The following is a 26535-nucleotide window of genomic DNA, read 5'->3' on the forward strand; positions in this document are numbered from 1 at the left end:
CCCGACTGCCCCGAGCCGTCGACTGACGGGGCGTACCCAGCTCGTGATGCTCACGGGCCGGGCGCGCTGGCCCGCAGGCGCTAGGCCAGGCTGACGAGGTCCTGGTAGTCCTTGTTCCAGTGGTCCTCGACGCCGTCGGGCAGGATGAGCACCCGCTCCGGGTTGAGCGCCTCGACGGCGCCCTCGTCGTGACTCACGAGCACGACCGCGCCCTCGTAGTGGGCGAGCGCGTCGAGGATCTCCAGACGGCTGGCCGGGTCGAGGTTGTTGGTCGGTTCGTCGAGGAGGAGCATGTTCGCGCCAGAGACGACGATCATCGCGAGAGCGAGTCTCGTCTTCTCGCCGCCGGACAGCACGCCCGCGAGCTTGTTGGAGTCGTCGCCGGTGAACAGGAACGAGCCGAGGACCTTACGCGCTTCCATCTCGGTGATGTTCGGCGACGAGGAGACCATGTTCTCCAGCACGCTGCGCTTCACGTCGATCGTCTCGTGCTCCTGGGCGTAGTAGCCGATCCGCAGGCCGTGCCCGGGCTCGAGCTGCCCGGTGTCGGGCTGGTCCACGCCGGCGAGGATCCGCAGCAGGGTCGTCTTGCCCGCACCGTTGAATCCGAGGATGACGACCTTCGAGCCACGGTCGATCGCGAGGTCGACCGCCGTGAAGATCTCGAGCGAGCCGTAGCTCTTCGACAGGTTGCTCGCCATGAGCGGGGTCCGGCCACAGGGCGCCGGGGTCGGGAACCGTAGCTTGGCCACGCGGTCCTGCGCGCGGACCTCCTCGAGGCCGGAGAGCATGCGTTCGGCGCGGGCCACCATCTGGTGGGCTGCGGCCGCCTTACTGGCCTTCGCGCCGAACTTGGCCGCCTGGAGCTGGAGCGCCGTCGCCTTCTTCTCGACGTTGGTGCGCTCCTTCTTCCGGCGCTCCTCGTCGGCCTCGCGCTGACGCTGATAGTTCTTCCAGTTCATGTTGTAGATGTCGATGACGGTGCGGTTCGCATCGAGGTAGAAGACCCGGTTGACGGTCTCGCCGACGAGCTCGATGTCGTGCGAGATCACGATGAACCCGCCCTTGTACTGCTTGAGGAACTCACGCAGCCAGACGACCGAGTCGGCATCGAGGTGGTTGGTCGGCTCGTCGAGGATGAGCGTCTCGGCGTCGGAGAAGAGGATGCGCGCGAGTTCGATGCGGCGGCGCTGTCCACCCGAGAGCGTCTTCAGCTGCTGATCGAGGATGCGGTCGGGCAGGTTCAGGTTCGATGCGATCGAGGCCGCCTCGGCCTCTGCGGCGTACCCGCCGAGCGCGTTGAACCGGTCGGTGAGGTTGCCGTACTTCTTCATGGCGGCTTCCGCCACCTTCGGGTCGTCGCTCGCCATGGCCATGCTCGACTCGTGCATGCCGAGCGCGAGCTGGCCGAGGCCACGCGCATCGAGGATGCGGGTACGGGCGAGGTCCTCCGGGTTGCCGGATCGCGGGTCCTGCGGGAGGTACCCGATCTCGCCACCGCGATCGATCTTGCCGTTCGTCGGGAGGGTCTCCCCCGCCAGCGTCTTGGTCAGGGTGGTCTTGCCGGCACCGTTACGGCCGACGAGACCGATCTTGTCGCCGGCGGACACGCGGAAGTTCACGTGCTCCATGAGCACGCGTGCCCCCACGCGGATCTCGAGGTCGTGCACACTCAGCACAGGCATAGTCCATTTCTTCGGGTGCGTTTCGACAACGCGGAGGGTGGGGGTCAGCCTCCCAGTATAAATCGTGAATCCGATGCTCAGCACCGCGACCGGTCCGGCGGGGTTCCAGCCGGGCCGGACGACCGTCAACGCAGGGCGGAGATCCGTCCGATCGCGTCGGTGAGGAGCTCTGGAGAGCAGGCCAGGTTGAGCCGTGCGTGGCCGAGGCCTCCGGGCCCGAACGGGGCTCCCTCCTGCAGGGCGACGCGCGCCTCACGGAGGATGCGTCGCGCCGGGGGCTCGGTCCAACCGAGCGCGGTGCAGTCCAGCCAGGCGAGGTAGCCGGCGGCAGGTGGACGGTAGCCGATCTCGGGCAGCTCGGCGCCCAGCAGCTCACCGAGCAGCCGCCGGTTGCCGTCGATCAACCCGAGGAGCCCGTCCAGCCAGGGCTCTCCGGCCTCGAAGGCCGCGACCGAAGCCAGCACACCGAACTGGCCCGTCCGCCAGAACACCTCGACCGGCATCCCCGCGACCACGCTCCGCGGCCCCGGGCCGGCGGTGACCATCACCGCGCACTTCAGGCCGGCGAGGTTCCAGGCCTTGCTCGCCGACAGGACGGCGTACCCGTGTTCGGCGGCCTCGTCGGACACACTGAGATAGGGGACGAACCGCTCGCCAGGCTGGGTGAGCGGAGCGTGGATCTCGTCGCTGACGACGGTGACCCCGTACCGCGCGGCCAGGGCGGCGACCGAGCGGAGTTCGTCGACCGTGTGCGGCCGTCCGATCGGATTGTGCGGGTTGCAGAGCAGGAACGCCTTCGCACCATTGCGGAACGCGGCTTCGAGACCGTCCAGGTCGAGCCGCCAGCCTCCGGCAGGGTCGTCGACACGGCTGGACCCGCGCAAGGGGACGTCCACCACGACTCCCCCGGCTTCGGTGACCAGGTCGAAGAACGGCGGGTAGACCGGCGAGGTGATCACGACGCCGTCGCCGGGCGCGATGACGCGACGCAGTATCTCGACGATGCCCATGCTGACGTCGGCGGTGGTGAACACGGAGCCGGGATCCACGGCCCATCCCCAGCGTCGCGCCGCGAAGTCGGCGAACGCCTGCGGGAGCCGTGTGCGGCTCGCGACGTATCCGGCGTCGCCGCGGTCGATCGCCGCGTGCAACGCATCGCGGACCACGGGTGCCAGGGGGACGTCCATCTCGGCGACGAACATGGGCAGGACGTCGTCGGGGTACTCGGACCACTTCTCGCTCGTCCGGCTGCGCAGGACGTCAAGGGGGTCTGCGGACACGATCTCGGTCATGCCTCGACCCTATCCGGGATCAGCCGGACGACGCTGTCGGGGAACAGGACGACGGACGGCTGCAATGCAGCCGTCCGTCGTCGTGGGGGTTCGATCAGATCGAGAAGCCGAGGGCACGCATCATGTCGCGCCCGTCGTCCGTGATGCGCTCTGGGCCCCACGGCGGCATCCACACCCAGTTGATGCGGAAGGCGTCGACGATGCCGTCGAGTGCTTGACCCGTCTGCTCCTCGAGGACGTCCGTGAGCGGACATCCTGCGGAGGTCAGGGTCATGTGGATGATGAGCGCGTCGTTCTCGTCGTCCCAACCCAGGTCGTAGATGAGACCGAGGTCGACCACGTTCACCCCGAGCTCGGGGTCCATGACGTCCTTGAGCGCCTCTTCGACCTCGTCGAATCGTTGCGGACTGAGCGTTGTTACCATGTCGTTATCTTAGACCGCTCACGCGGCTTCAGGCACCTTCCGGGGCGACGACGGCGTCGACGAGGAAACGGTCGTAGCCTTCGTTCTCGAGTCGGTCGGCGAGCTCGGGACCGCCCTGCTCCGCGATCTTGCCGGCGACGAAGACGTGCACGAAGTCCGGCTTGATGTAGCGGAGGATGCGCGTGTAGTGCGTGATCAGCAGGACACCGAGGCCGGTGTTCTCCTTGGCGCGGTTGACGCCCTCGGACACGATCTTGAGGGCGTCGACATCGAGGCCGGAGTCGGTCTCGTCGAGGACCGCGAACTGCGGCTTCAGCAGCTCGAGCTGGAGGATCTCGTGCCGCTTCTTCTCGCCACCGGAGAAGCCCTCGTTGACGTTGCGCTCGGCGAAGGCCGGCTCCATGCGCAGGTTCTTCATCGACTCGCGGACGTCCTTGATCCAGCCGCGGATCGCGGGCGCCTCGCCGTCGACGGCGGTCTTCGCCGTGCGGAGGAAGTTCGTGACCGTGACGCCGGGGATCTCGACGGGGTACTGCATCGCGAGGAAGAGTCCGGCGCGAGCGCGCTCGTCGACGCTCATCGCGAGGACGTCCTCACCGTCGAGCGTGATGGATCCGCTGTCGACGGTGTACTTCGGGTGGCCGGCGATCGTGTACGCGAGCGTGGACTTGCCCGAACCGTTCGGACCCATGATCGCGTGCGTTTCGCCCGTGCGGATGGTGAGGTCGACGCCACGCAGGATCGGCTTGGTGCCCTGTTCGGTTTCGACGCTGACGTGCAGGTCGCGGATTTCGAGGACTGACATGGTGCTAGATCTCTTTCGTTGCGGTCGGGTCGATGTAGATGTCGCCGTCGATGAGCTCGACGGTGTAGACGGGGACCGGCTCGTAGGCCGGAAGGGTGAGCGGCTTGCCCGTCGTGAGCGAGAACTGCGAGCCGTGTGCCCAGCATTCGAGGTTGCCGTCCTCGACGAAGCCTTCGGACAGCGAGATGTCGCCGTGGGTGCAGACGTCGCCGATCGCGAACAGTTCGTCCGAGGCGTCGCGCACGAGGGCGATCGGCACGCCGTCCACCACGACCCGCTTGGCCTGGTTGACGGCGAGCTCGTCGAACGAGCACACCTTCGTCGCCATCAGTGCTGCACTCCGCCGGTGCCCTGTCCGTCGGCGCCGAGCAGTTCGGCCTCGATGGCCGCCGAGAGGCGCTCCTGCAGCTCGGTGTCACCGATCTGCTGGATGATCTCCACGAGGAAGCCGCGGACGACGAGTCGTCGTGCCTCGTCCTCAGGGATGCCTCGAGCCTGCAGGTAGAAGAGCTGCTCGTCGTCGAAGCGTCCGGTCGCGCTCGCGTGACCGGCACCGGCGATGTCGCCGGTCTCGATCTCGAGGTTCGGCACGGAGTCGGCACGGGTGCCGTCGGAGAGGACCAGGTTGCGGTTCTGCTCGTAGCTGTCGGTGCCGACGGCACGGTTGCTGATGAGGACGTCGCCGATCCACACGGACCGCGCACCCTCGCCCTGCAGTGCGCCCTTGTAGGTCACGCGCCCGCGGGTGTTCGGTGCGTCGTGGTGCATGTAGACCTGCTGCTCGAGGTGCTGACCCGCGTCGGAGAAGTACACGCCGAGCGAGTCGAGGTCCGAGCCCTGACCGGCGAGGTGCAGGGTCGGGTTCACCCGGACGACCTTGCCGCCGAGCGACACCACGACGTGCTTGAGGTGGGCGTCGCGACCGATGGACGCGAAGTGGCTGGCGAGGTGCACGGCTGCGTCGTCCCACCACTGCACGGTCACGACGGTCACGTCGGCCTGCTCGCCGACGACGATCTCGACATTCTCGGTGAGGCGGGCGTCGCCCGCGTTCTCGATGATGATGAGTCCGCGGCTGAACGGCGCGGCGGTGATGACGGTGTGCGCGGCGCGGGCGCCGTCGCCGAGCCCGCTCCGCTCGAGGCGCAGGGTCTTGGACTCCTCGCCCGTGACCGAGATCGCCAGTGCCTGGTCGAAGCTCGACCAGGCGTTCGCGGAGGCGCGCTCCTCCGGCACGCCGGCGGAGCCGACGCGGGCGTCGTCGCGACTGATCCACTCGACGCTGAAGCCGTCGACGTCGTCGTGCGTGATCGGGGTGGGCGAGCCGTCGAGCTCCCCCGCGGTGAGGTCGGTGAACTGCGCGACCGGGCTGAGCTTCCAGACCGCCTCGCGTCCCGTCACCGCTGGGAAGTCGGCGACATCATAGGAGCTGAAGCGCTCCGATCGGGTCTGCACCGGGATGACGCGTCCTGCGCCGTCGCTGTGTGCCGTGATGCCGTGCTGTCCTTCGGTCTGAGTCGGTGCTGCAGTCGTCATTAACCGACGGATCCTTCCATGCCCATCTCGATGAGCTTGTTGAGTTCGAGTGCGTACTCCATGGGCAGTTCGCGGGCGATCGGTTCGATGAAGCCGCGGACGATCATCGCCATGGCCTCGTCTTCCGGCATGCCGCGGCTCATGAGGTAGAAGAGCTGCTCCTCGCTGACCTTGGACACCGTCGCCTCGTGTCCGAGCTGGACGTCGTCCACCCGGATGTCGATCGCCGGGTAGGTGTCGCTGCGGGAGATGGTGTCGACCAGGAGCGCGTCGCAGCGCACGGTGTTGGCCGAGTGGTGGGCGTTGGCGTCCACCCTGACCTCGCCACGGTAGCCCGCGCGACCGCCGCCTCGGGCGATCGACTTGGAGACGATCGACGACTGCGTGTACGGAGCCATGTGGATCATCTTCGCGCCGGCGTCCTGGTGCTGGCCGGGACCGGCGAACGCGACGGACAGGGTCTCGCCCTTGGCGTGCTCGCCCATGAGGTAGATGGACGGGTACTTCATCGTGACCTTGGATCCGATATTGCCGTCGATCCACTCCATGGTCGCGCCTTCGGCGGCCGTGGCGCGCTTCGTGACCAGGTTGTAGACGTTGTTCGACCAGTTCTGGATCGTCGTGTAGCGGACGCGGGCGTTCTTCTTGACGATGATCTCGACGACCGCGGAGTGCAGTGAGTCGGACTTGTAGATCGGCGCGGTGCAGCCCTCGATGTAGTGCACGTAGCTGCCCTCGTCGGCGATGATCAGCGTGCGCTCGAACTGGCCCATGTTCTCGGTGTTGATCCGGAAGTAGGCCTGCAGCGGGATCTCGACGTGCACGCCGGGCGGCACATAGACGAAGGAGCCGCCCGACCACACGGCGGTGTTCAGCGCGGCGAACTTGTTGTCGCCGGACGGGATGACCGTGCCGAAGTACTCCTCGAAGAACTCGGGGTGCTCGCGCAAGGCGGTGTCGGTGTCCATGAAGATGACACCCTGTGCTTCGAGCTCCTCGTTGATCTGGTGGTAGACCACCTCGGACTCGTACTGCGCGGCGACGCCGGACACGAGGCGCTGGCGCTCCGCCTCGGGGATGCCGAGCTTCTCGTAGGTGTTCTTGATGTCGTCCGGCAGGTCCTCCCAGGTCTGAGCCTGTTTCTCGGTGGACCGGACGAAGTACTTGATGTTCTCGAAGTCGATCTCAGAGAGGTCGGCGCCCCACGTCGGCATGGGCTTGCGCTCGAACAGCTGCAGGGCCTTGAGGCGGCGCTGCAGCATCCACTCCGGTTCGCTCTTCAATGCGGAGATGTCGGCCACGACCTCGGTGGAGATGCCGCGGCGCGCTGACGCGCCGGCGACGTCGCCGTCGTGCCATCCGAACTCGTATTGGCCGAGTCCGGCGAGCTCCGGGCGATCGATCAGGATGTCTGACATGTGTCCCTCTTTCCTCCCTGGAGACAACCACCGGCTGGAGGTCGTCATTCCCTCCCATGGCACGCGCCTGATCGGAGCGGATTGGGGAGGGGATGTGCGGGCGGCTTCTTCGCGAACCTACAATGTTCATGAACCATGGCGCTTCTCGCGCGCACCGTGAACCTCATAATCCTACAGCTTCCTGTGGGTTGTGGGTGAGAACGGTGGATACCGCAGCCGTGGCCACCGCGAACCGAAGGATCGACCCGTGTCACACCACTCCAAGTCCGCCGGTCGACCGACGCCGGCACCGACCCTTTCCGACCGGGTGCGGGCCACCCGGTTCTGGCAGTGGCTACCGACCACGATCGACAAGCGCGTGCGGGTCGTCGCCTGGCTCTCGTTCGCCTTCCAGCTCGTCCTCATCGGGACCGGCGGCGCCGTGCGTCTGACGGCCTCCGGCCTCGGGTGCCCGACGTGGCCGCGCTGCACGGACGACTCCTTCGTCAACACGCCGGAGATGGGCATCCACGGGTTCATCGAGTTCGGCAACCGCCTCCTGACCTTCGTCCTGGCGGCCATCGTGATCGCCGCGTTCCTCGCGGTGATCCGCATGCGCCGGCAGCGCCCCGACCTCTTCCGACTGACCCTGCTCCAGGGACTGTCGATCCCCGCGCAGGCGGTCCTCGGCGGCATCACCGTCCTCACCGGGCTGAACCCGTACGTGGTCGGGCTGCACTTCGTCATCTCGATCGTCCTCGTCGCCCTCGCGACGATGCTCGTCCACCGGGTCTATCGGGGCCCCCGTGGTGCGGTGAAGGTCATGCCCGGCTGGTATCTCGGCGTCGTCCATCTGACGAGCCTCTTCGTCGCCGTCACCGTCGTGTTCGGGATCCTGACAACGGGCTCGGGCCCGCACGCCGGCGACAACTCGAAGGAGGTGCCGGCGCCGCGCAACGGGTTCGACCCCGAGTTCCTCCAGCACCTCCACAGCTGGCCCGCCTACGCGACGCTCGCCGGCACCATCGTCCTGCTCGTCGGTGCGATCGCGCTCGGTGCCCGCCGTGGGTCGCGCGGGGTGCGCGCCGCGGTCTCCACCCTGCTGGCTGTCGAAGTGGTGCAGATCATCGTGGGGCTCACCCAGGCCCGCCTCGGACTCCCCGAGGTGCTCGTGGGGCTGCACATGGTGCTGGCCGGGCTGCTCGTCGCAGCGATGACCTGGGTCGTGCTGCAGCAGCGGATCCCGGTCCGGACCGCGTCGCGCGCCGAGGATCCGGCATCCCTCAGCGTCTCCCGCTGACGGCTTTGACTCTCCTGCTGACGACTCAGAGCGTCTGCTGACGACTCAGAGCATCCCGACAGCGGTCACCCGGACGACCGCGGTCCCGGTCTCGTCGGAGGCGTCGAGATCGATGACCGCACTGATCCCCCAGTCGTGGTCGCCGGCCGGATCGGCGAACACCTGCCGCACCCGCCAGACGCCGCCCGTGTCACCGACGGGGCGCTCGTCCTCGTCGTCGATGACCAGCAGCGCCGGGCTCCGTGCTGCAGCACCCGTCGGGAGCTCACCGTGCTCCTCGAAGTACGGATCCATGGCGTCGGCCCAGGTGTCGGCGTCGAATCCAGCTGACGCGTCGAGCTCGCCGAGCGCGTCGTAGTGCTCCAGCGACGCGAGCTGGACCCGTCGGAAGAGTTCGTTCCGGACGAGGACGGTGAACGCCCGGCGGTTGGCGAGGACGCTCCGTGGCGTCGGCGGAAGTGACCGACTCGTCTCCGCATGGCGTTCGGGGTCCGGGTGGGACAGCTCCTCCCACTCGTCGAGCAGACTGGAGTCGACCTGTCGGACGAGCTCGCCGAGCCACTCGATGAGGTCCTGGAGCTCCTCGTCCTTGAACTCGTCCGGAACGCTCTGCCGGATCGCCCGGAAGGCGTCGGAGAGGTACCGCAGGACGAGTCCCTCGGATCTCGAGAGACTGTAGAACGAGACGAACTCGCTGAAGTTCAGGGCGCGCTCGATGAAGTCGCGGACGACCGCCTTCGGGCGGAGCTCGAGGTCGAGTGCCCACGGTTGTGCGGCGGTGTAGCTCGTGAACGCCGCCTCGAGGAGTTCCGCCAGTGGTCTCGGATGGGTCACCGCCTCGAGGAGCTCCATGCGCTGGTCGTACTCGATCCCCTCGGCCTTCATCGCCTGCACGGCCTCGCCCCTGGCGAGGTGCTGCTGGGCCATGACGATCTGGCGTGGATCGTCGAGCGTCGACTCGACGACCGAGATGACGTCGAGGGCGAAGCCGGGCTCCTCGGGGTCCAACAGCTCGAACGCGGCGAGGGCGAAGGGCGACAGCGGGGCGTTGAGCGCGAAGTTCGGCTGCAGTTCGACCGTGAGGCCGATGACGACCTCACCCGTCTCGGGGTCGATCGTCTGGGTGATCACCCCTGCCGTGCGGAGGGTGCGGTATATCTCGAGCGCGCGCCTGGCCAGGGCGAAGCGTCTCGCCCGAGGCTCGTGGTTGTCGAAGACGAGGGAGCGGATGGTGCCGAAGCTGTCACCGCCGCGTGCGATGACGCTGAGCATCATCGCGTGGGTGAGCTGCATGTGGCTGGTCAGTGTCTCAGGCTCGGCCGCGACGAGGCGCTGGAAGCTCGGCTCCCCCCAGGACACGAACCCCTCCGGCGCCTTCTTCCGGATGATCTTCCGGCGCTTCTTCGGGTCGTCGCCGGCCTTCTCGATGAGCTTGAGGTTCTCGGTCTCGTGCTCGGGGGCCTGGACGACGACGGTGCCCGCAGTGTCGTAGCCGGCCCGACCCGCACGACCGGCGATCTGGTGGAACTCCCGGGCGTTCACCTGACGCATCTTCGTGCCGTCGTACTTCGTGAGCGCCGTGAACAGGACGGTGCGGATCGGGACGTTGATCCCGACGCCGAGGGTGTCCGTCCCGCAGATGATGCGGAGGAGACCACGTTGGGCCAGCTGCTCCACGAGGCGTCGGTACTTCGGCAGCATGCCGGCGTGGTGCACGCCGATCCCGCTGCGGACGAGCCGGGACAGCGTCGTGCCGAACGCGGTGCTGAACCGGAAGTCGCCGATGGCGTCGGCGATCTCGTCGCGTTGCTCGCGGGTGACGACCTTGAGGCTGGTCAAGGCCTGCGCCCGCTCGAGCGCCGCCGCCTGCGCGAAGTGGACGATGTAGATCGGAGCCTGTCCCGTGTGGAGGAGGTCTTCCACGGTCTCGTGGATCGGTGTGGTCGCGTAGGAGAAATGGAGCGGGACCGGTCGTTCGACACCGGTCACGATGGCGGTCTCGCGGCCGGTCCGGCGCTCGAGGTCGCGTGCGAGGTCGCCGACGTCGCCGAGGGTCGCGGACATGAGGACGAACTGCGTGTCCGGGAGGGTGAGGAGCGGCACCTGCCACGCCCACCCGCGGTCGGGGTCGGCGTAGAAGTGGAACTCGTCCATCACGACCTGGTCGATGCCGGCGTCCTCGCCGTGCCGGAGCGCCAAGTTGGCGACGATCTCCGCGGTGCAGCAGACGATCGGCGCGTCCGCGTTCACCGAGGAGTCCCCGGTGACCATCCCGACGTTCTCCGCGCCGAACATCTCCACGAGCGCGAAGAACTTCTCGCTGACGAGCGCCTTGATGGGGGCCGTGTAGTAGCTGCGGCGACCGGAGCTCAGCGCCGCGAAGTGTGCGCCGGCGGCGACGAGGCTCTTACCGGTGCCCGTCGGGGTGGAGAGGATGACGTTGGCGCCGTCGACGATGCCGATGAGCGCCTCCTCCTGCGCCGGGTACAGGCGGAGTCCGCCGGCCTCGGCCCAGGAGACGAACCGATCGAAGACGATGTCGGGGCTCTCCCCCGTCGCAGCGATCAGCCGGCCGCGTTCCGCTGCGTCAGCCACCGGGTCAGAACGGGAGCAGCGGGTCGATGCCGACGGCGAGGAACAGGAGGGTCAGGTAGGTGATCGACCCGTGGAAGACGCGCATCGGCGAGACGTGCTCGTGGCGGATCGCGAGGTTGTACAGGCGGTGGGTCTCGTAGACGAACCACCCGCCGGACAGGAGGGCGACGGCGCTGTACAGCAGCCCCATGTCGGCCACCGGGATGAGCAGGAGCGAGCAGACGACCGTCGCCCACGCGTACAGGATGACCTGGAGGCCGACCTGCGCGCGGCCGCGGACGACGGCGAGCATCGGCACGCCGACGGCCTGGTAGTCACTGCGGTACTTCATCGACAGCGGCCAGTAGTGCGGCGGCGTCCAGAGGAACACGACCGCGAAGAGGATGATCGGTGCCCATGTCAGTGAACCGGTGACGGCGGCCCAGCCGATGACCACGGGGAAGCAGCCCGCGATCCCACCCCAGATGATGTTCTGCTGGGTGCGTCGCTTCAGCCACAGCGTGTACACGAAGACGTAGAAGAGGATCGCGCCGACGGACAAGGTGGCCGCGAGCCAGTTGGTGGTGGCGAGGAGCCAGACCGTGGAGACGACGCCGAGCGTCCACGCGAACACGAGCGCCTCGCGCGGCGTGAGCTCGCCGGTCACGAGGGGGCGCTTCTTCGTGCGGTCCATGACCGCGTCGATGTCGCGGTCGATGTAGCAGTTGAACGCCGCCGCGGAGCCGGCGCTCAACGACCCGCCGATGACGGTCGCGATGACGAGCCACCAGTCGGGCAGGCCGCCCTTCGCGAGGATCATGACGGGGATCGTCGTCACGAGGAGCAGCTCCATGACCCGCGGCTTGGTGAGGGCGATGTACGCCTTCGCCTTGCGTCGGAAACCGAGCTTGGGGCTCGACACACGTTCTGCTACAGCGACGTCCATTGCTCCTCTAACGTTCGGTTCACCACGCACTGCTCGCCCGGTGCGCGGTCCGCAGACGATTCTACGACACGCGCGGGCGGCTCCCTACTCACGGTGCGCAGGCGCGACGTGCCTCACCGGGCGAGGCCCGTCCTGCAAGCTCTGCAACGATCCGTGACGTCGCCTGTTCGCGCTCGTCGAACATCGACCGTCGGCTGCAGGGGTTCGCTATGCTGGGGAGTGCTCGCCAGCCACTGTGCACGCGTGCGCCCCCCTTCACCCAGTTCGAAGAGCGGTGTCGTGTGCTCGGACGCCGAAGACGACGTGGGCCGCGAACGCACAGAAGAAGGCTCGACCGCTCGTCGGCCTCCTGTTCCGATGAGAAGGGTCAGTATTCAGTGGCAGATCTGCAGTGGGAAAGCATTGACAGCAAAGCAGTCGACACGGCGCGCATCCTCGCCGCCGACGCGGTGGAGAAGGTCGGCAACGGCCACCCGGGAACGGCGATGAGTCTCGCCCCCGCCGCCTACCTGCTGTTCCAGAAGGTCATGCGACGCGATCCGAAGGACCAGGACTGGCTCGGACGCGACCGCTTCGTGCTGTCGGTCGGGCACAGCTCCCTGACCCAGTACGTCCAGCTCTACCTGGGCGGCTACGGTCTGGAACTCTCGGACCTCGAGGCGCTCCGCACCTGGGGTTCGCTCACGCCGGGTCACCCGGAGTACGGTCACACCGACGGCGTCGAGATCACCACCGGCCCCCTCGGCCAGGGGCTCGCCTCCGCCGTGGGCTTCGCGTACGCGTCCCGCTTCGAGCGTGGCCTGTTCGACCCCGAGGCCGAGGCCGGCACGAGCCCGTTCGACCACTTCGTCTATGTCATCGCCGGCGACGGCGACCTGCAGGAAGGCGTCACGAGCGAGGCCTCCTCGCTCGCCGGTCACCAGCAGCTCGGCAACCTCATCGCGATCTACGACTCCAACCAGATCTCGATCGAGGACGACACCAACATCGCCTTCACCGAGGACGTCAAGGCCCGCTATGAGGCCTACCACTGGCACGTCCAGGTCGTCGACTGGAAGAAGACCGGCGAGTACGTCGAGGACGTCCACGCACTCAACGACGCGATCGAGGCCGCGAAGGCCGAGACCGACAAGCCGTCGCTCATCATCCTGAAGACCATCATCGGTTGGCCGGCTCCCAAGAAGCAGAACTCCGGCAAGATCCACGGCTCCGCGTTGGGTGCCGAGGAACTCGCTGCCGTGAAGGAGGTGCTCGGCTTCGACCCCGAGCAGAACTTCTTCGTCGCCGACGAGGTCATCGAGCACACCCGCAAGGCGATCGACCGCGGTGCCGAGGCACGCGCCGAGTGGCAGCAGACGTTCGACGCCTGGGCCGCGGCCAACCCGGAGCGCGCTGCGCTGCTGGAGCGTCTCGAGGCCGGCGAACTCCCCGAGGGTGTCGAGTCTGCGCTGCCCGTGTTCGAGGCCGGCAAGGACGTCTCGACCCGCGCCGCATCCGGCAAGGTGCTCAACGCCCTCGGCCCGGTCATCCCGGAGCTGTGGGGCGGTTCGGCCGACCTCGCCGAGTCGAACAACACGACGATCGAGGGCGGTGCGTCGTTCATCCCGAGCGAGCACTCCACCCACGAGTGGACCGGGAACCCCTACGGTCGCGTCCTGCACTTCGGCATCCGCGAGCACGCCATGGCCGCGATCCTCAACGGCATCGTCCTGCACGGCCCGACCCGCGCGTTCGGTGGCACCTTCCTCATCTTCAGCGACTACATGCGTCCGGCCGTCCGTCTCGCCGCGCTCATGAACGTGCCGTCCATCTTCGTGTGGACCCACGACTCCGTCGCCCTCGGTGAGGACGGCCCCACGCACCAGCCGATCGAGCAGCTCGCCTCGCTCCGTGCCATCCCGAACCTCGCCGTCGTGCGACCGGGTGACGCGAACGAGGTGGCCTACGCCTGGCTCGAGATCCTCAAGCGTCGCGGCGGCCCGACCGGCATCGCGCTGACCCGTCAGAACATCCCGGTGTTCGAGCGCGGGACGGGCGACGCCACCGGCGAGACCTTCGCTGCGGCGTCGAACGTCGCCAAGGGCGCGTACATCCTCGCCGAGGCGCCCGGCGGCACGCCGGACGTCATCCTCATCGCGACGGGCTCCGAGCTCCAGCTCGCCGTCGAGGCCCGCGAGGTCCTGCGCGGCGAGGGCGTCAACGCCCGCGTCGTCTCGGTGCCCGCACTCGAGTGGTTCGAGGAGCAGTCCGCCGAGTACCGCGAGTCCGTCCTCCCGAAGGCCGTCACCGCACGCGTGTCCGTCGAGGCGGGTCTCGGCCTGACCTGGAAGAGCATCGTCGGCGACGCCGGCCGGACCGTGTCGATCGAGCACTTCGGTGCTTCCGCCGACTACAAGACGCTGTTCCGTGAGTTCGGCATCACCACGGAGGCAGTCGTCTCCGCAGCACACGAGACGCTCGGCAAGTAGCCCGGGCGAAGGAGACAGAAGAACATGACTGAAACCCCAACCGCCCAGCTGTCCGCCGCCGGCGTCAGCATCTGGCTCGACGACCTCTCCCGCGGACGCATCCAGTCCGGTGGGCTGGAGCAGCTCATCGCCGACCGCAACGTCGTCGGCGTCACGACGAACCCGACGATCTTCGCGTCCGCGCTCAGCAACGGCGACGTCTACGCCGAGCAGGTCGCCCAGCTCGCCGCCGACGGCAAGGACGTCACCGAGGCGGTCTTCGAGATCACCACCGACGACGTGGCCGCTGCATCGAAGATCTTCCGTGGGGTCTACGACTCCTCCAACGGGTACGACGGCCGCGTGTCGATCGAGGTCGAGCCGGGCTTCGCGCACGACGCCGCCTCGACGATCGACCAGGCCAAGCAGCTCTGGGCCAAGGTCAACCAGCCCAACGCGATGATCAAGATCCCCGCGACGGTCGAGGGCCTCGAGGCCATCACCGCCGTGATCGGCGCAGGCATCAGCGTCAACGTCACGTTGATCTTCAGCCTCACCCGCTACCGCGAGGTCATCAACGCGTTCCTCACCGGTCTCGAGCAGGCCAAGGCCGCGGGCCACGACCTCTCGACGATCCACTCGGTCGCCTCCTTCTTCGTGTCGCGGGTCGACACCGAGATCGACAAGCGCCTCGACGCGATCGGCAGCCCCGAGGCGACCGCGCTCAAGAGCAAGGCAGGCGTCGCGAACGCCCAGCTCGCCTACCAGGTCTTCGAGCAGGAGTTCGCGAGCGAGCGTGCGACCGCGCTCCTCGAGGCCGGCGCCAACAAGCAGCGTCCGCTCTGGGCCTCGACGGGCGTCAAGTCCGCCGACCTCCCCGACACGCTGTACGTGACCGAGCTCGTCGCCGACGGCGTCGTCAACACCATGCCGGAGAAGACCCTCGAGGCGACCTTCGACCACGGTGTCATCACCGGCGACACCGTCACCGGCTCCTACGCGGCCGCGAACGAGGTCCTCGACGCGATCGCAGCGCTCGGCGTGTCCTACGACGAGGTGACGGCGCTGCTCGAGCGCGAGGGCGTCGAGAAGTTCATCGTGTCCTGGGACGAGCTGCTCGAGACCGTGAAGACGGCTCTGGAGGCCTCCAAGTGAGCTTCAAGATCCGCGTGAGCGGCGCGGCCGAAGCCGCTGTCGCATCGGTGGTCCCCACCCTCGTCAGCGACCTCGTCGCGTCGCGCATCACGGACCAGGACCCCACACTGTGGGGACCTGCGGCCGAGGCCGAGGCGTCCAAGCGCCTCGGCTGGGTCCAGGCGGTCTCCATCTCCCGCCCGTTGGTCGAGCCGATCCTCGCGCTCCGTGAGCAGTTCAACGACGAGGGCATCGACCACATCGTGCTCGCGGGCATGGGCGGTTCGTCGCTCGCACCCGAGGTCATCACGAACACGCTGGGTGGCAACCTCACCGTCCTCGACTCGACCGCTCCCGGTCAGGTCCTCGCTGCCCTGGCGGACCGCCTCGAGACCTCGGTGCTCGTCGTCTCCTCGAAGTCCGGGTCAACGGTCGAGACCGACAGCCAGCGCCGTGCCTACGAGGCCGCGTTCACGGCTGCCGGGATCGACCCCGCCGGCCGCATCGTCATCGTCACCGACCCGGGCTCCCCGCTCGAGGCGGCGGCGAACGAGGCCGGCTACCGGGTCTTCAACGCCGACCCCAACGTCGGCGGTCGCTACAGCGCGCTCACCGCCTTCGGTCTCGTGCCGTCCGGTCTCGCCGGTGTCGACATCGGCGCGCTGCTCGACGAGGCCGACGCGGTGCTCGGCGAACTCGCGATCGACGACGCGTCGAACCCGGGACTCATCCTGGGTGCGGCGATCGGCGGCACCGTTCCGCTGCGCGACAAGGTCGGTCTCATCACCGACGGGACGCACATCGTCGGATTCCCGGACTGGGCCGAACAGCTCATCGCCGAATCGACCGGCAAGTCCGGTCGCGGCCTGCTGCCCGTCGTGCTCAACCCGCTCGCTCCCGAGCTCGAGGCGAAGCCGGCCGACCTGCAGATCGTCCGGATCGTCGACGACGCCCACGAGTTCCACCTGCTGCGCCACGACCGCCACGAGGGCGAGATCCTCGTCAGCGGCAGCCTCGGCGCGATGATGCTGGTGTGGGAGTACGCGACCGTCGTCGCCGGGCGCCTCATCGGCATCGACCCGTTCGACCAGCCGGACGTCGAGTCCGCGAAGGTCGCCACCCGTGGTCTGCTCGACAACCGTCCGGAGCCCGAGGCGCCCGCCTTCGCCGCCGACGGTGTCGAGGTCCGCGGCTCGGCCGGTCTGCTCGACGGCGTGACCACGCTGTCCGGCGCCGTCGAGGCACTGCTCGCGCAGCTCCCCTCCGACGGCTACGTCGCGATCCAGGGCTACGTCGACCGTCTCGCCTCCCCGCAGCTCGAGAGCATTCGCGACCTCGTCGCGGCGAAGGCGGCTCGACCCACGACCTTCGGGTGGGGTCCCCGCTTCCTGCACTCGACGGGTCAGTACCACAAGGGCGGCCCTGCGAACGGCGTGTTCCTGCAGATCACCGAGACCGCCCCCGTCGACCTGGAGATCCCCGAGCGCCCGTTCACCTTCGGCCAGCTCATCGAGGCCCAGGCGGGCGGCGACGCCCGCGTCCTCGCCGAGCACGGTCGTCCGGTCCTCACGCTGACCCTCACGTCGCCGGACCAGAACATCGTCACCCTCTTCGACGCCGTCAACGACTAGCGCGTCACTGCACAAGGAGCTTCATGTCCCCGGTGGAAATCACCCCGGAGTCCAACCCGCTGCGGGTGGACACCGACCGACGCCTCAATCGGATCGCCGGTCCGAGCGGCCTCATCATCTTCGGCGTGACAGGCGACCTGTCCCGCAAGAAGCTGATGCCGGCCGTGTACGACCTGGCGAACCGGGGCCTCCTGCCCCCTGGCTTCTCACTCGTCGGGTTCGCCCGACGGGACTGGGAGGACCAGGACTTCATGGAGGTCGTCCACGAATCCGTCAAGCAATACGCCCGGACCGAGTTCCGCGAGGACGTCTGGAACCAGCTCGCCCAGGGCATCCGGTTCGTCCCCGGTGAATTCGGTGACGACGCGGCGTTCGAGAAGCTGAAGGAGACCATCGAGGAGCTCGATGCGGATCGCGGGACGATGGGCAACCACGCGTTCTACCTCTCGATCCCCCCGAAGGCGTTCCCGCAGGTCACCGAGCAGCTCCGTCGCTCGGGACTCGCGGAACCGGCTGACGGTCAGTGGCGCCGGGTGGTCATCGAGAAGCCGTTCGGCAGCGACCTCAAGACGGCTCGTGAGCTGAACGACATCGTGCAGTCGGTCTTCCCGTCGGACTCGATCTTCCGGATCGACCACTACCTCGGCAAGGAGACCGTCCAGAACATCCTGGCGCTCCGGTTCGCGAACCAGCTGTACGAGCCCATCTGGAACGCCAACTACGTCGACCACGTGCAGATCACCATGGCCGAGGACATCGGCGTCGGTGGTCGGGCCGGGTACTACGACGGCATCGGTGCGGCGCGCGACGTCATCCAGAACCACCTGCTGCAGCTCCTCGCCCTCACGGCGATGGAGGAGCCGATCTCCTTCAACGCCGCAGACCTGCGCGCTGAGAAGGAGAAGGTCCTCGCGGCCGTCCGTCTCCCCGACGACCTCGGGGCCGCGACGGCCCGTGGGCAGTACGCCGGCGGTTGGCAGGGCGGCGAGCACGTGCTGGGCTTCCTCGACGAGGACGGGATGAACCCGGAGTCGACCACCGAGACCTACGCGGCGATGCGGCTCGACATCAACACCCGTCGGTGGGCCGGTGTGCCGTTCTACCTGCGTGCAGGGAAGCGCCTCGGACGCCGCGTCACCGAGATCGCGGTCGTCTTCAAGCGTGCTCCGCAGTACCTCTTCGCGGAGAGCCAGACCTCGGCGCTCGGACAGAACGCCTTGGTCATCCGGGTCCAGCCCGACGAGGGCGTGACGATCCGCTTCGGTTCGAAGGTCCCGGGTGCCGGCACCCAGGTCCGCGACGTCACGATGGACTTCGGCTACGGCCACGCGTTCACCGAGGCGAGCCCCGAGGCGTACGAACGTCTCATCCTTGACGTCCTGTTGGGCGACCCGCCCCTCTTCCCCCGTCACGAGGAGGTCGAGCTCTCCTGGAAGATCCTCGACCCGATCGAGGAGTACTGGGCAGCTCAGGACACGCCGCTCGAGCAGTACGCTCCCGGCACCTGGGGCCCGTCCTCGGCCGACGACCTCATGACCCGCGACGGACGCACCTGGAGACGACCATGATCGTAGACCTGCCAGACACGACCACGAGCAAGCTCTCGAAGGCGCTCGTGACCATCCGCGAGGACGGCGGCGCCGTCGCCCTGGGTCGCGTGCTCACCCTGGTGATCTCGACCCGGCTCGGAGCCGAGGAGGAGGCCATCGAGGCCGCCAACGAGGCCTCCCGCGAGCACCCCATGCGGGTCATCGTCCTCTCCACCGAGCACGACGACCAGCACTCCTCCATCGGAGACCGGCTCGATGCACAGATCCGGGTCGGCGGCGACGCCGGAGCGAGCGAGGTGGTCATCCTCCGCGCCTACGGTGCGGTCGCCGAGAACGAGGAGAGCCTCGTGACCGGTCTGCTCCTGCCCGACGCGCCCGTGGTCGCCTGGTGGCCCGGCGAGGCGCCGGAACGCGTCTCGACGTCACCGATCGGCCGCATCGCCCAGCGTCGCATCACCGACGCGTCCGCGGCGGCGGACACCCACGCCGCGCTCCGCGGTCGCGCTGCGAACTACGCCCCCGGAGACACGGACTTCGCGTGGACCAGGCTCACGCTGTGGCGTGCACAGCTCGCTGCGGTGCTCGACCAGCCGCCCTACGAGCCCGTCACGGCGATCGAGGTGTCCGGAGCATCGGACTCCCCGTCGACCGAACTGCTCGCCGCCTGGCTCCAGCTGCAGTTGCAGGTCGACGTGACCCACGAGCTCAGTATGGCTCACGGGTCGAGCGGCATCCACGGTGTGCGCCTCACGCGGGCGTCCGGCAACGTCGTCCTCGAGCGACCCGTTCCCGACATCGCGACGCTCATCCAGCCCGGACAGCCGACGCACGACCTCTCACTCCCCCGTCGCAGTCTGCGCGACTGCCTCGCTGAGGAGCTGCGCACGCTCGACCCGGACGTCCTGTACGGACAGGTCATCACCGTGGGCCTCCCCGGCCTCGGCGAGCCGGTCACGCTCCGCGCTCGGACCAGCTGATGCCGACCGAGCGACGCGTTCTTGTCTACCAGGACCGCGACCAGCTGACGACCTCGGTCGCCAAGCGGTTCCTCTCCCGCACCCGTGAGCTGCTCGAGTCGCAGGAGACGGTCCACGTCGTCCTGACCGGCGGTACCGTCGGTACGGGGACGCTCGCCGCCGTGGCTGCGTCGAAGGACCGCGACCGGGTGGACTGGTCCCGGGTGCATCTCTGGTGGGGCGACGAGCGCTGGGTCGCTCGGGACGACGCCGATCGGAACGAGTTGCAGGCACGCGAGGCCTTGCTGGAGACCCTGCTGGCGCTCCCGGAGCGCGGTCTCGTCGCCGAACATGTGCACGGGTACCCGGCGCCGGAGGACGGCATCGACCTCGACGCTGCCGCGGTACGCTACGCGGACGAGCTCCGTCGGTTCGCGCGGCCCGGTGAGGACCACCCGCGGTTCGACATCACGTTCCTCGGTGTCGGTCCCGACGGTCACGTCGCGTCGCTCTTCCCGGAGCGGGCCGAGGTCTCGATCACCGACACGTCGGTCGTGCCGGTGCGGAACTCTCCCAAGCCGCCGTCTGAACGACTCAGCCTCACCCGGCCGGCCATCAACTCCTCCGTGCGGGTCTGGCTCGTCCTCGCCGGCGCCGACAAGGCGTCGGCACTCGGCCTCGCCCTCGCTGGTGCCAGCTACAACGAGGTCCCCGCCGCCGGGGCCAAGGGACGCAAGCGTACGGTGTTCTTCGTCGACCAGGATGCGGCCGCCGAGGTCCCGGATTCGTTGATCCTCCCGGAGTACTAGCGGGAGGCCGGTCGCCGAGCCGGTGCCAACATGCGGAAAGGCCGTTCCCCGAGGGGAACGGCCTTTCTGCGTGGGGTGATGCTGTCCGGCTACTTCGCTGCCGTACCGCGGCGTGCGCGGAGCTGCTGGAGTGCCTCTTCGAGGAGCTGCTCGGCCTCTTCCTCCGTGCGCCGTTCCTTCACGTAGGCGAGATGGGTCTTGTACGGCTCGAGCTTCGCGACCTCCGGCGGGTTCGCCTTGTCGCGACCGGCCGGCAGACCGGACGTCGGGCAGTCGATCGTCTCCGGGATCTCCTCGTCGGGGACGTTCGCCGCGAAGTGGCGGATCGTCTCGTTGCCGAGGGCGTCCCAGTAGGAGATGGCGATGCGGTCCGCGTGGTAGCCGTGGTCCTGCTCGCCCATGGGACCGGCGCCGACGCGTGATCCCCTGATAGCGCTTCCGCCTGATGCCATGGTGTTTCCTCTTTCTCGTACTGTCGAGAGTGGTTCGGGTGTGGTGCGTCGAGTTGCGTCCCCGGATCGGGGCTTCGCGGCCGGTCTAGGCGGCGGCGAACTTCGTCAGGAGCCCGATCACGACGATGCAGGCAGCCCAGGTCAGGCCGAGGATGACGGTGAAGCGGTTGAGGTTGCGCTCGGCGACCCCTGACGAGCCGAGGTTGCTGGAGGAGCCGCCACCGAACATGTCGGACAGACCGCCGCCGCGGCCCTTGTGCAGCAGGATCAGGAAGGTGAGCAGGAGGCTGGTGATGCCGAGCAGCACCTGCAGGATGACCTGGAGAATCTCCACGTGAGACCTTTCGCATTCGCGTTCAGAGGGGCTGAACCGCCGTCCAGTATACCTCGGCGGTTCAGCGGACACGGCTCGGCCCGCGGCTGGTGCCGCGGGCCGAGCCGTGTCGGTGCTGCTGGTGCAGCGGGTCGGTCAGAGCCCGACGTGCTGCGAGAAGCGGGCGATCCCGGCGAACTCGTCGGCGAGCAGGCTCGCACCGCCCACGAGGGCGCCGTCGACGTCGGGTTCGCGCATGAAGCCGGCGATGTTCGAGGCCTTCACCGAGCCGCCGTAGAGGATCCGCGTGCGCTGGGCCGCCTCGTCGCCGAGGACCTCGGCGAGCGTGCTGCGGAGAGCGGCTGCGACCTGCTGCGCCTGGTCGGGCGTCGCCGCCTGGCCGGAGCCGATGGCCCACACCGGCTCATAGGCCACGACGATGTCCGCGTCCGGTGCGAGTCCGTCGATGGCCGCCTTGAGCTGCGCCACGGGGACGGCCGACGGGCCGTGTTCCTCGAGGTCTTCGGCGGTCTCACCGATGCAGATGACGGGGACGAGGCCGTGTCGCACGGCTGCGGCCGCCTTCGCCTGGACGACCTCGTCGGTCTCGTTGTGCAGGGTGCGGCGCTCGGAGTGTCCGACGAGCACGTAGCGGCAGTCGAGCTTCGCGAGGAACGCTCCGGAGATCTCCCCGGTGTAGGCGCCCGAGTCGTGCTGCGACAGGTCCTGCGCGCCGTAGGCCAGCTTGAGCTTGTCGGCGGCGACGATCGTCTGGACCGAGCGGAGGTCCGTGAACGGCGGGAAGATGGCCACCTCGGCGTCGGCGTCATCGTGCTTGCCGTCCTTGAGCGTCCAATCGAGCTTCTGCACCAGGGCGATCGCCTGGAGGTGGTCCAGGTTGAGCTTCCAGTTGCCGGCGATCAGGGGCACACGTGTGCGCCCGGGGGTTACTGCTGCCATCCGAGGACCTCCAGTCCAGGCAGACGCTTGCCCTCGAGGAACTCGAGGCTGGCGCCGCCACCAGTTGAGATGTGACCGAACTGGTCATCATCGAAGCCGAGCGCACGAACCGCTGCGGCCGAGTCACCGCCACCGACGACGCTCAGGCCGTCCGTGCGGGTGAGTGCTTCAGCGACCGCGCGCGTACCGGCGGCGAAGGGCGCGAGTTCGAACACGCCCATCGGGCCGTTCCAGAACACCGTCTTGGACGCGGCGACGATCTCGGCGAACGTTGCAGCCGTGTCGGGTCCGATGTCGAGTCCGAGTCCGGAGGCACCGAACGGGGTGTCCTCGATGGCGTCGGCCGGGCGCACGACGTGCTCGGCGTCGGCACCGAACGCCGATGCGACGACGACGTCGGTCGGCAGGACGATCGTCACGCCGAGCTCGTCGGCCTTCGCGAGGTACCCGCGGACGGTCTCGATCTGGTCCGCTTCGAGCAGGCTCGAACCGACGGCGTGCCCCTGGGCGGCGAGGAAGGTGAACAGCATGCCACCGCCGATGAGGAGCGAGTCGACACGCGGCAGCAGGTGGCCGATGACGCCCAGCTTGTCGGAGACCTTCGAGCCGCCGAGGACGACCGTGTAGGGGCGCTCCGGGGTCTCGGTGAGACGGTCGAGGACCTCGAGCTCGGCGGCGATGAGCAGTCCGGCAGCGCTCGGGAGCAGCTCCGCGAGCTCGTACACGCTCGCCTGCTTCCGGTGGACGACACCGAAGCCGTCGGAGACGACGACGTCGCCGAAGGCGGCGAGCTTGCCGGCGAACGCCTCGCGTTCGCCGGCGTCCTTGCTGGTCTCGGCGGAGTTGAAGCGCAGGTTCTCGAGCAGGACGACGTCGCCGTCCGTCTGCGCGGCGACGGCGTCGGTCGCGGCACTGCCGACGGTGTCGGCTGCGAAGGTCACGGGCTTGCCGAGGAGTTCGGACAACCGCTGCGCGACGGGAGCGAGGCTGTACTTCGCGTCGGGTGTGCCGTCGGGGCGGCCGAGGTGAGAGACGATGACGACGCGCGCGCCCTGGTTGATGAGCGCGTTGAGGGTGGGGAGCGCCGCGCGGATGCGGCCGTCGTCGGTGATGACGCCGTCCTTGAGCGGGACGTTGAGGTCGAGGCGGACGACGGCTCGGCGACCGCTGAGGTCGCCCAGCGAGTCGAGGGTGCGGAGGGTCATGAGGAGGGTCTTTCTCTGCGCTGAGCCACGACCACCGACGAAGCCGAACGGGCGCCCTGAAGATGATTCAGGACGCCCGTTCGGACCATGCGGTGTCTGGCTGCTCGGGTGAGGAGTGTGTCAGACAGCCGGTTGGTTAGAGGCGGTCCGCGACGTACTCGGTGAGGTCGACGAGGCGGTTCGAGTAGCCCCACTCGTTGTCGTACCACGAGGCGACCTTGACCTGCGAGCCGATGACCTTGGTGAGGCCGGCGTCGAAGATCGAGGAGTGCGGGTCGGTCACGATGTCGCTCGAGACGATCGGGTCCTCGGTGTACTTCAGGATGCCCTTGAGGGGGCCCTCTGCGGCGGTCTTGTACGCGGCGTTGATCTCCTCGACCGTGGCCGGGTTGGTCAGCTCGACCGTGAGGTCGGTGATCGAACCGGTCGGGACCGGGACGCGCAGGGCGTAGCCGTCGAGCTTGCCGACGAGCTCCGGGATGACCAGGCCGAGTGCCTTGGCTGCACCGGTGGAGGTCGGGATGATGTTGACGGCGGCGGCGCGTGCACGACGGAGGTCGCTGTGCGGGCCGTCCTGCAGGTTCTGGTCGGCGGTGTAGGCGTGGACCGTGGTCATGAGGCCACGCTCGATGCCGAAGTTGTCGAGCAGGACCTTGGCGAGCGGCGCGAGGCAGTTCGTCGTGCAGGACGCGTTCGAGATGATGTCGTGCGTCGCGGCGTCGTAAGTGCCCTCGTTGACGCCGAGGACGATCGTGGCGACGTCGCTGCCCGTGGCGGGAGCCGAGACGAGGACCTTCTTGGCACCGGCGGTGATGTGCTTGCGGGCGTCGTCGGACTTCGTGAAGCGACCGGTCGACTCGATGACGATGTCGACGCCGAGCTCGCCCCAGGGGAGGTCGGCGGGGTCGCGCTCCGCGAGCACGATGATGGGCTTGCCGTTGACGATGATCTTGTCGCCGTCGAGCTCGACCGTGGCGTCCAGACGACCCGTGATGGAGTCGTACTTCAGGAGGTGGGCGAGCGCCTTGTTGTCGGTGAGGTCGTTGACAGCGACGATCTCGAGGTCGCTGCCCTTGGCGAGGGCGGCACGGAAGAAGTTGCGGCCGATGCGGCCGAAGCCGTTGATGCCGATCTTGACGGACACAGATGACTCCTGATACTGAGGCGCCAGACGGCGCGATTGTACGGTCTGCTCGGAGTGAGCGCCCTCCCCGAGTGAGGAGGAAGGTGGTCCGTCCCGGCCCGTGGGACCGGGACGGACCGGTCAACTACGACAGTACCAGCAGGCCGTTGGTCTGCTTGCGCGCGACCTCGAAGCGTGCCTGGACGTCGGCCCAGTTGACGATGTTCCAGAACGCCTTGACGTAGTCGGCGCGGACGTTCTTGTAGTCGAGGTAGTAGGCGTGCTCCCAGACGTCGAGCAGCAGCAGCGGGACGGTGCCGGCCGGGAAGTTGCCCTGCTGGTCGAAGAACTGCTGGATGTTGATCCGCTGACCGAGGGTGTCCCAGGTGAGCGCGGCCCATCCGGAACCCTGCACGCCGAGTGCCGCGGCGGTGAAGTGCGCCTGGAACTTGTCGAAGTTGCCGAAGTACTCGTCGACGGCCGACTCGAGCTCGCCGGTCGGCTTGTCGCCGCCGTCCGGGGAGAGGTTGTTCCACCAGATGGTGTGGTTGACGTGACCGCCGAGGTTGAACGCGAGGTCCTTCTCGAGCTTGTTGACGTTCGTGAAGTCGTTGGCGTCGCGGGCCTCAGCGAGCTTCTCGAGGGCCGTGTTCGCGCCGGCCACGTAGGTGGCGTGGTGCTTGTCGTGGTGGAGCTCGGTGATGGTCGCACTGATGTGCGGCTCGAGCGCACTGTAGTCGTACGGCAATTCGGGCAGTGAGTAAACAGCCATTCTTCGTGATCTCCTCGTGTTGTCCCGTGCGCTGTCTGCACACGGCTCTGAGCGTCATCACCCAGTCTAGTGAGCGGCAACCGTCGGGAGTCGGGGCTTGTTCCCAGCATGACGAACCGCGACGATGCCGGGTCAGTGAGGATTCACGAGCTGTTTCAGTCCTCGTAATCCGCCGGGAGGTTGGCGTCGGTGCCCGGGATGCCGAGATCGCTCGCGTGCTTGTCCGCCATGGCGAGCAGGCGCCGGATGCGGCCGGCGATGGCGTCCTTCGTCATCGGAGGGTCGGCGAAGTGGCCCAGTTCGTCGAGGCTGGCCTCACGGTGGTCGAGGCGCAGTGCGCCGGCGTACTGCAGGTGGTCGGGGACCTCGTCGCCCAGGATCTCGAGGGCGCGCTCGACGCGCGCGCAGGCCGCCACGGCCGCCTGGGCGGAGCGGCGCAGGTTGGCGTCGTCGAAGTTGACGAGGCGGTTCGCGGTCGCGCGGACCTCCTTGCGCTGCCGCATCTCCTCCCAGGAGGTGACGGTGCCGGTGGCTCCCATGAGCGACAGCATGCCGCTGATCGCGTCGCCCTCGCGGATGACGACACGATGGATGCCGCGGACCTCGCGCGCCTTCGCGGAGACGCCGATGCGACCGGCGGCGCCGACGAGCGCCATCGCGGACTCGTTGCCCGGGCAGACGACGTCGAGCGACGCTGATCGGCCGGGGTCGGTGAGGGACCCGGTCGCGAGGAACGCCCCCCGCCAGACGGCGGCGAGTTCGTCGCGCGACCCGGTGGTCAGCCGGTTCGGCAGCCCGCGGACCGCACGCCGTCGGGCGTCGAGGAGTCCGGTCTGCCGGGCGAGGGTCTCGCCGCCCTCGATGACGCGCACCACGAACAGGCTCGGTTTGCCCGAGCTGCCGGGGTTCTGCACCAGGATCTCGCTGCGGATCCCGTAGAGCTCGCCGATGTCACGACGCACCCGCTGCGCGAGGGCCGGACTGTCGAGCTCGGCTTCGATCGCCACGCGTCCGGAGATCGTGTGGAGTCCGCCGGAGAAGCGGAGCAGGGACGCGAGCTCGGCCGCTCGGACCGAGTTGCGGGTCTCGCGGACGAGCGCCAGTTCGTTCTTGACGTCGGCGGTGAGGGCCACGGTGGTTCCTATCTGTCGTGATCGCGCCGTCGGAGTGCGGCGTCGATCCTGCATGTTCGCGATCCGGAGGCGTGGTGCCTCGGACCGTTCG

At 68.3% G+C, this 26535-nt stretch carries 23 protein-coding genes; 7 read left to right on the forward strand and 16 right to left on the reverse strand.

Annotation, left to right across the window (positions count from 1 at the left end):
- Nucleotides 1-80 precede the first annotated feature (80 nt).
- From abc-f to sufB, 7 genes are all read right to left on the reverse strand, one after another.
- Entirely contained in the window at nucleotides 81-1679 is a 1599-nt protein-coding gene (abc-f, locus tag QRN19_RS12370) for a ribosomal protection-like ABC-F family protein (protein WP_056005615.1), read from the reverse strand.
- A 131-nt stretch (nucleotides 1680-1810) separates the two neighbouring features.
- Nucleotides 1811-2977 (reverse strand): MalY/PatB family protein, encoded by a 1167-nt coding sequence (locus tag QRN19_RS12375; protein WP_285027261.1) that lies wholly within the window; start codon nucleotides 2975-2977, stop codon nucleotides 1811-1813.
- Nucleotides 2978-3071: 94 nt separating this feature from the next.
- Nucleotides 3072-3401, reverse strand: coding sequence for a metal-sulfur cluster assembly factor (locus tag QRN19_RS12380; protein WP_056005622.1), 330 nt, complete (start codon nucleotides 3399-3401; stop codon nucleotides 3072-3074).
- A gap of 28 nt (nucleotides 3402-3429) precedes the next feature.
- On the reverse strand, nucleotides 3430-4206 hold the full coding sequence (gene sufC, locus QRN19_RS12385; RefSeq protein WP_064296938.1) for a Fe-S cluster assembly ATPase SufC: 777 nt from the start codon (nucleotides 4204-4206) through the stop codon (nucleotides 3430-3432).
- A 4-nt stretch (nucleotides 4207-4210) separates the two neighbouring features.
- Nucleotides 4211-4534, reverse strand: coding sequence for a non-heme iron oxygenase ferredoxin subunit (locus QRN19_RS12390; RefSeq protein ID WP_064296937.1), 324 nt, complete (start codon nucleotides 4532-4534; stop codon nucleotides 4211-4213).
- Nucleotides 4534-5742, reverse strand: coding sequence for a Fe-S cluster assembly protein SufD (sufD, locus tag QRN19_RS12395; protein ID WP_285027263.1), 1209 nt, complete (start codon nucleotides 5740-5742; stop codon nucleotides 4534-4536). Before sufD ends, QRN19_RS12390 begins: the two co-directional genes overlap by 1 nt.
- The gene (gene sufB, locus QRN19_RS12400) at nucleotides 5742-7160 is read right to left on the reverse strand and encodes a Fe-S cluster assembly protein SufB (protein WP_064296935.1); all 1419 of its coding nucleotides are present in this window, start codon (nucleotides 7158-7160) and stop codon (nucleotides 5742-5744) included. The genes sufD and sufB overlap by 1 nt, the downstream gene beginning before the upstream one ends.
- A 307-nt stretch (nucleotides 7161-7467) precedes the next feature.
- Here sufB and QRN19_RS12405 point away from each other — a divergent pair, with 307 nt between their 5' ends.
- Entirely contained in the window at nucleotides 7468-8439 is a 972-nt protein-coding gene (locus QRN19_RS12405; protein WP_502928221.1) for a COX15/CtaA family protein, read from the forward strand.
- Between the two features lie 45 nt (nucleotides 8440-8484).
- Here the strand turns inward: QRN19_RS12405 and QRN19_RS12410 are convergent, their stop codons facing one another.
- Together QRN19_RS12410 and QRN19_RS12415 are read right to left on the reverse strand one after the other, a co-directional pair.
- On the reverse strand, nucleotides 8485-11034 hold the full coding sequence (locus QRN19_RS12410) for a DEAD/DEAH box helicase (protein WP_285027264.1): 2550 nt from the start codon (nucleotides 11032-11034) through the stop codon (nucleotides 8485-8487).
- A 4-nt stretch (nucleotides 11035-11038) separates the two neighbouring features.
- The gene (locus QRN19_RS12415; protein WP_285027265.1) at nucleotides 11039-11959 is read right to left on the reverse strand and encodes a heme o synthase; all 921 of its coding nucleotides are present in this window, start codon (nucleotides 11957-11959) and stop codon (nucleotides 11039-11041) included.
- Between the two features lie 377 nt (nucleotides 11960-12336).
- Between QRN19_RS12415 and tkt the strand changes: the two genes are divergently transcribed.
- From tkt to pgl, 6 genes are read left to right on the forward strand one after another with little or no spacing between them, the layout of a single operon-like run.
- On the forward strand, nucleotides 12337-14427 hold the full coding sequence (gene tkt / locus QRN19_RS12420) for a transketolase (RefSeq protein ID WP_064296932.1): 2091 nt from the start codon (nucleotides 12337-12339) through the stop codon (nucleotides 14425-14427).
- A gap of 24 nt (nucleotides 14428-14451) precedes the next feature.
- A complete protein-coding gene (gene tal / locus QRN19_RS12425) occupies nucleotides 14452-15561 on the forward strand; it encodes a transaldolase (protein ID WP_079705961.1) in 1110 nt (369 codons plus the stop codon).
- On the forward strand, nucleotides 15558-17171 hold the full coding sequence (locus tag QRN19_RS12430) for a phosphoglucose isomerase-related protein (protein ID WP_285027267.1): 1614 nt from the start codon (nucleotides 15558-15560) through the stop codon (nucleotides 17169-17171). The genes tal and QRN19_RS12430 overlap by 4 nt, the downstream gene beginning before the upstream one ends.
- Nucleotides 17172-17194: 23 nt before the next feature.
- Nucleotides 17195-18739 (forward strand): glucose-6-phosphate dehydrogenase, encoded by a 1545-nt coding sequence (gene zwf, locus QRN19_RS12435; protein WP_285027268.1) that lies wholly within the window; start codon nucleotides 17195-17197, stop codon nucleotides 18737-18739.
- Complete coding sequence (locus QRN19_RS12440; protein WP_079705959.1) at nucleotides 18736-19698, forward strand: glucose-6-phosphate dehydrogenase assembly protein OpcA; 963 nt, start codon at nucleotides 18736-18738, stop codon at nucleotides 19696-19698. The genes zwf and QRN19_RS12440 overlap by 4 nt, the downstream gene beginning before the upstream one ends.
- Nucleotides 19698-20486, forward strand: coding sequence for a 6-phosphogluconolactonase (gene pgl / locus QRN19_RS12445; protein ID WP_285027270.1), 789 nt, complete (start codon nucleotides 19698-19700; stop codon nucleotides 20484-20486). Before QRN19_RS12440 ends, pgl begins: the two co-directional genes overlap by 1 nt.
- Nucleotides 20487-20575: 89 nt before the next feature.
- Here the strand turns inward: pgl and QRN19_RS12450 are convergent, their stop codons facing one another.
- The 7 genes from QRN19_RS12450 to whiA form a co-directional block, all read right to left on the reverse strand.
- Nucleotides 20576-20938: an RNA polymerase-binding protein RbpA gene (locus QRN19_RS12450; RefSeq protein WP_285027272.1), complete on the reverse strand. Its 363-nt coding sequence runs from the start codon at nucleotides 20936-20938 to the stop codon at nucleotides 20576-20578.
- Between the two features lie 85 nt (nucleotides 20939-21023).
- Nucleotides 21024-21272: a preprotein translocase subunit SecG gene (gene secG / locus QRN19_RS12455; protein WP_285027273.1), complete on the reverse strand. Its 249-nt coding sequence runs from the start codon at nucleotides 21270-21272 to the stop codon at nucleotides 21024-21026.
- A gap of 135 nt (nucleotides 21273-21407) precedes the next feature.
- The gene (gene tpiA / locus QRN19_RS12460) at nucleotides 21408-22211 is read right to left on the reverse strand and encodes a triose-phosphate isomerase (protein ID WP_285027274.1); all 804 of its coding nucleotides are present in this window, start codon (nucleotides 22209-22211) and stop codon (nucleotides 21408-21410) included.
- Entirely contained in the window at nucleotides 22199-23416 is a 1218-nt protein-coding gene (locus QRN19_RS12465; RefSeq protein ID WP_285027275.1) for a phosphoglycerate kinase, read from the reverse strand. Before QRN19_RS12465 ends, tpiA begins: the two co-directional genes overlap by 13 nt.
- Before the next feature lie 136 nt (nucleotides 23417-23552).
- Nucleotides 23553-24560, reverse strand: coding sequence for a type I glyceraldehyde-3-phosphate dehydrogenase (gene gap / locus QRN19_RS12470; RefSeq protein ID WP_086473268.1), 1008 nt, complete (start codon nucleotides 24558-24560; stop codon nucleotides 23553-23555).
- A 124-nt stretch (nucleotides 24561-24684) separates the two neighbouring features.
- Nucleotides 24685-25311, reverse strand: coding sequence for a superoxide dismutase (locus QRN19_RS12475; protein WP_285027276.1), 627 nt, complete (start codon nucleotides 25309-25311; stop codon nucleotides 24685-24687).
- Between the two features lie 155 nt (nucleotides 25312-25466).
- On the reverse strand, nucleotides 25467-26444 hold the full coding sequence (whiA, locus tag QRN19_RS12480) for a DNA-binding protein WhiA (protein WP_285027277.1): 978 nt from the start codon (nucleotides 26442-26444) through the stop codon (nucleotides 25467-25469).
- Nucleotides 26445-26535 lie beyond the last annotated feature (91 nt).

Origin of the sequence: Plantibacter sp. ME-Dv--P-122b (genome assembly GCF_030209375.1) — a bacterium.
Classification (GTDB): Bacteria; Actinomycetota; Actinomycetes; order Actinomycetales; family Microbacteriaceae; genus Plantibacter.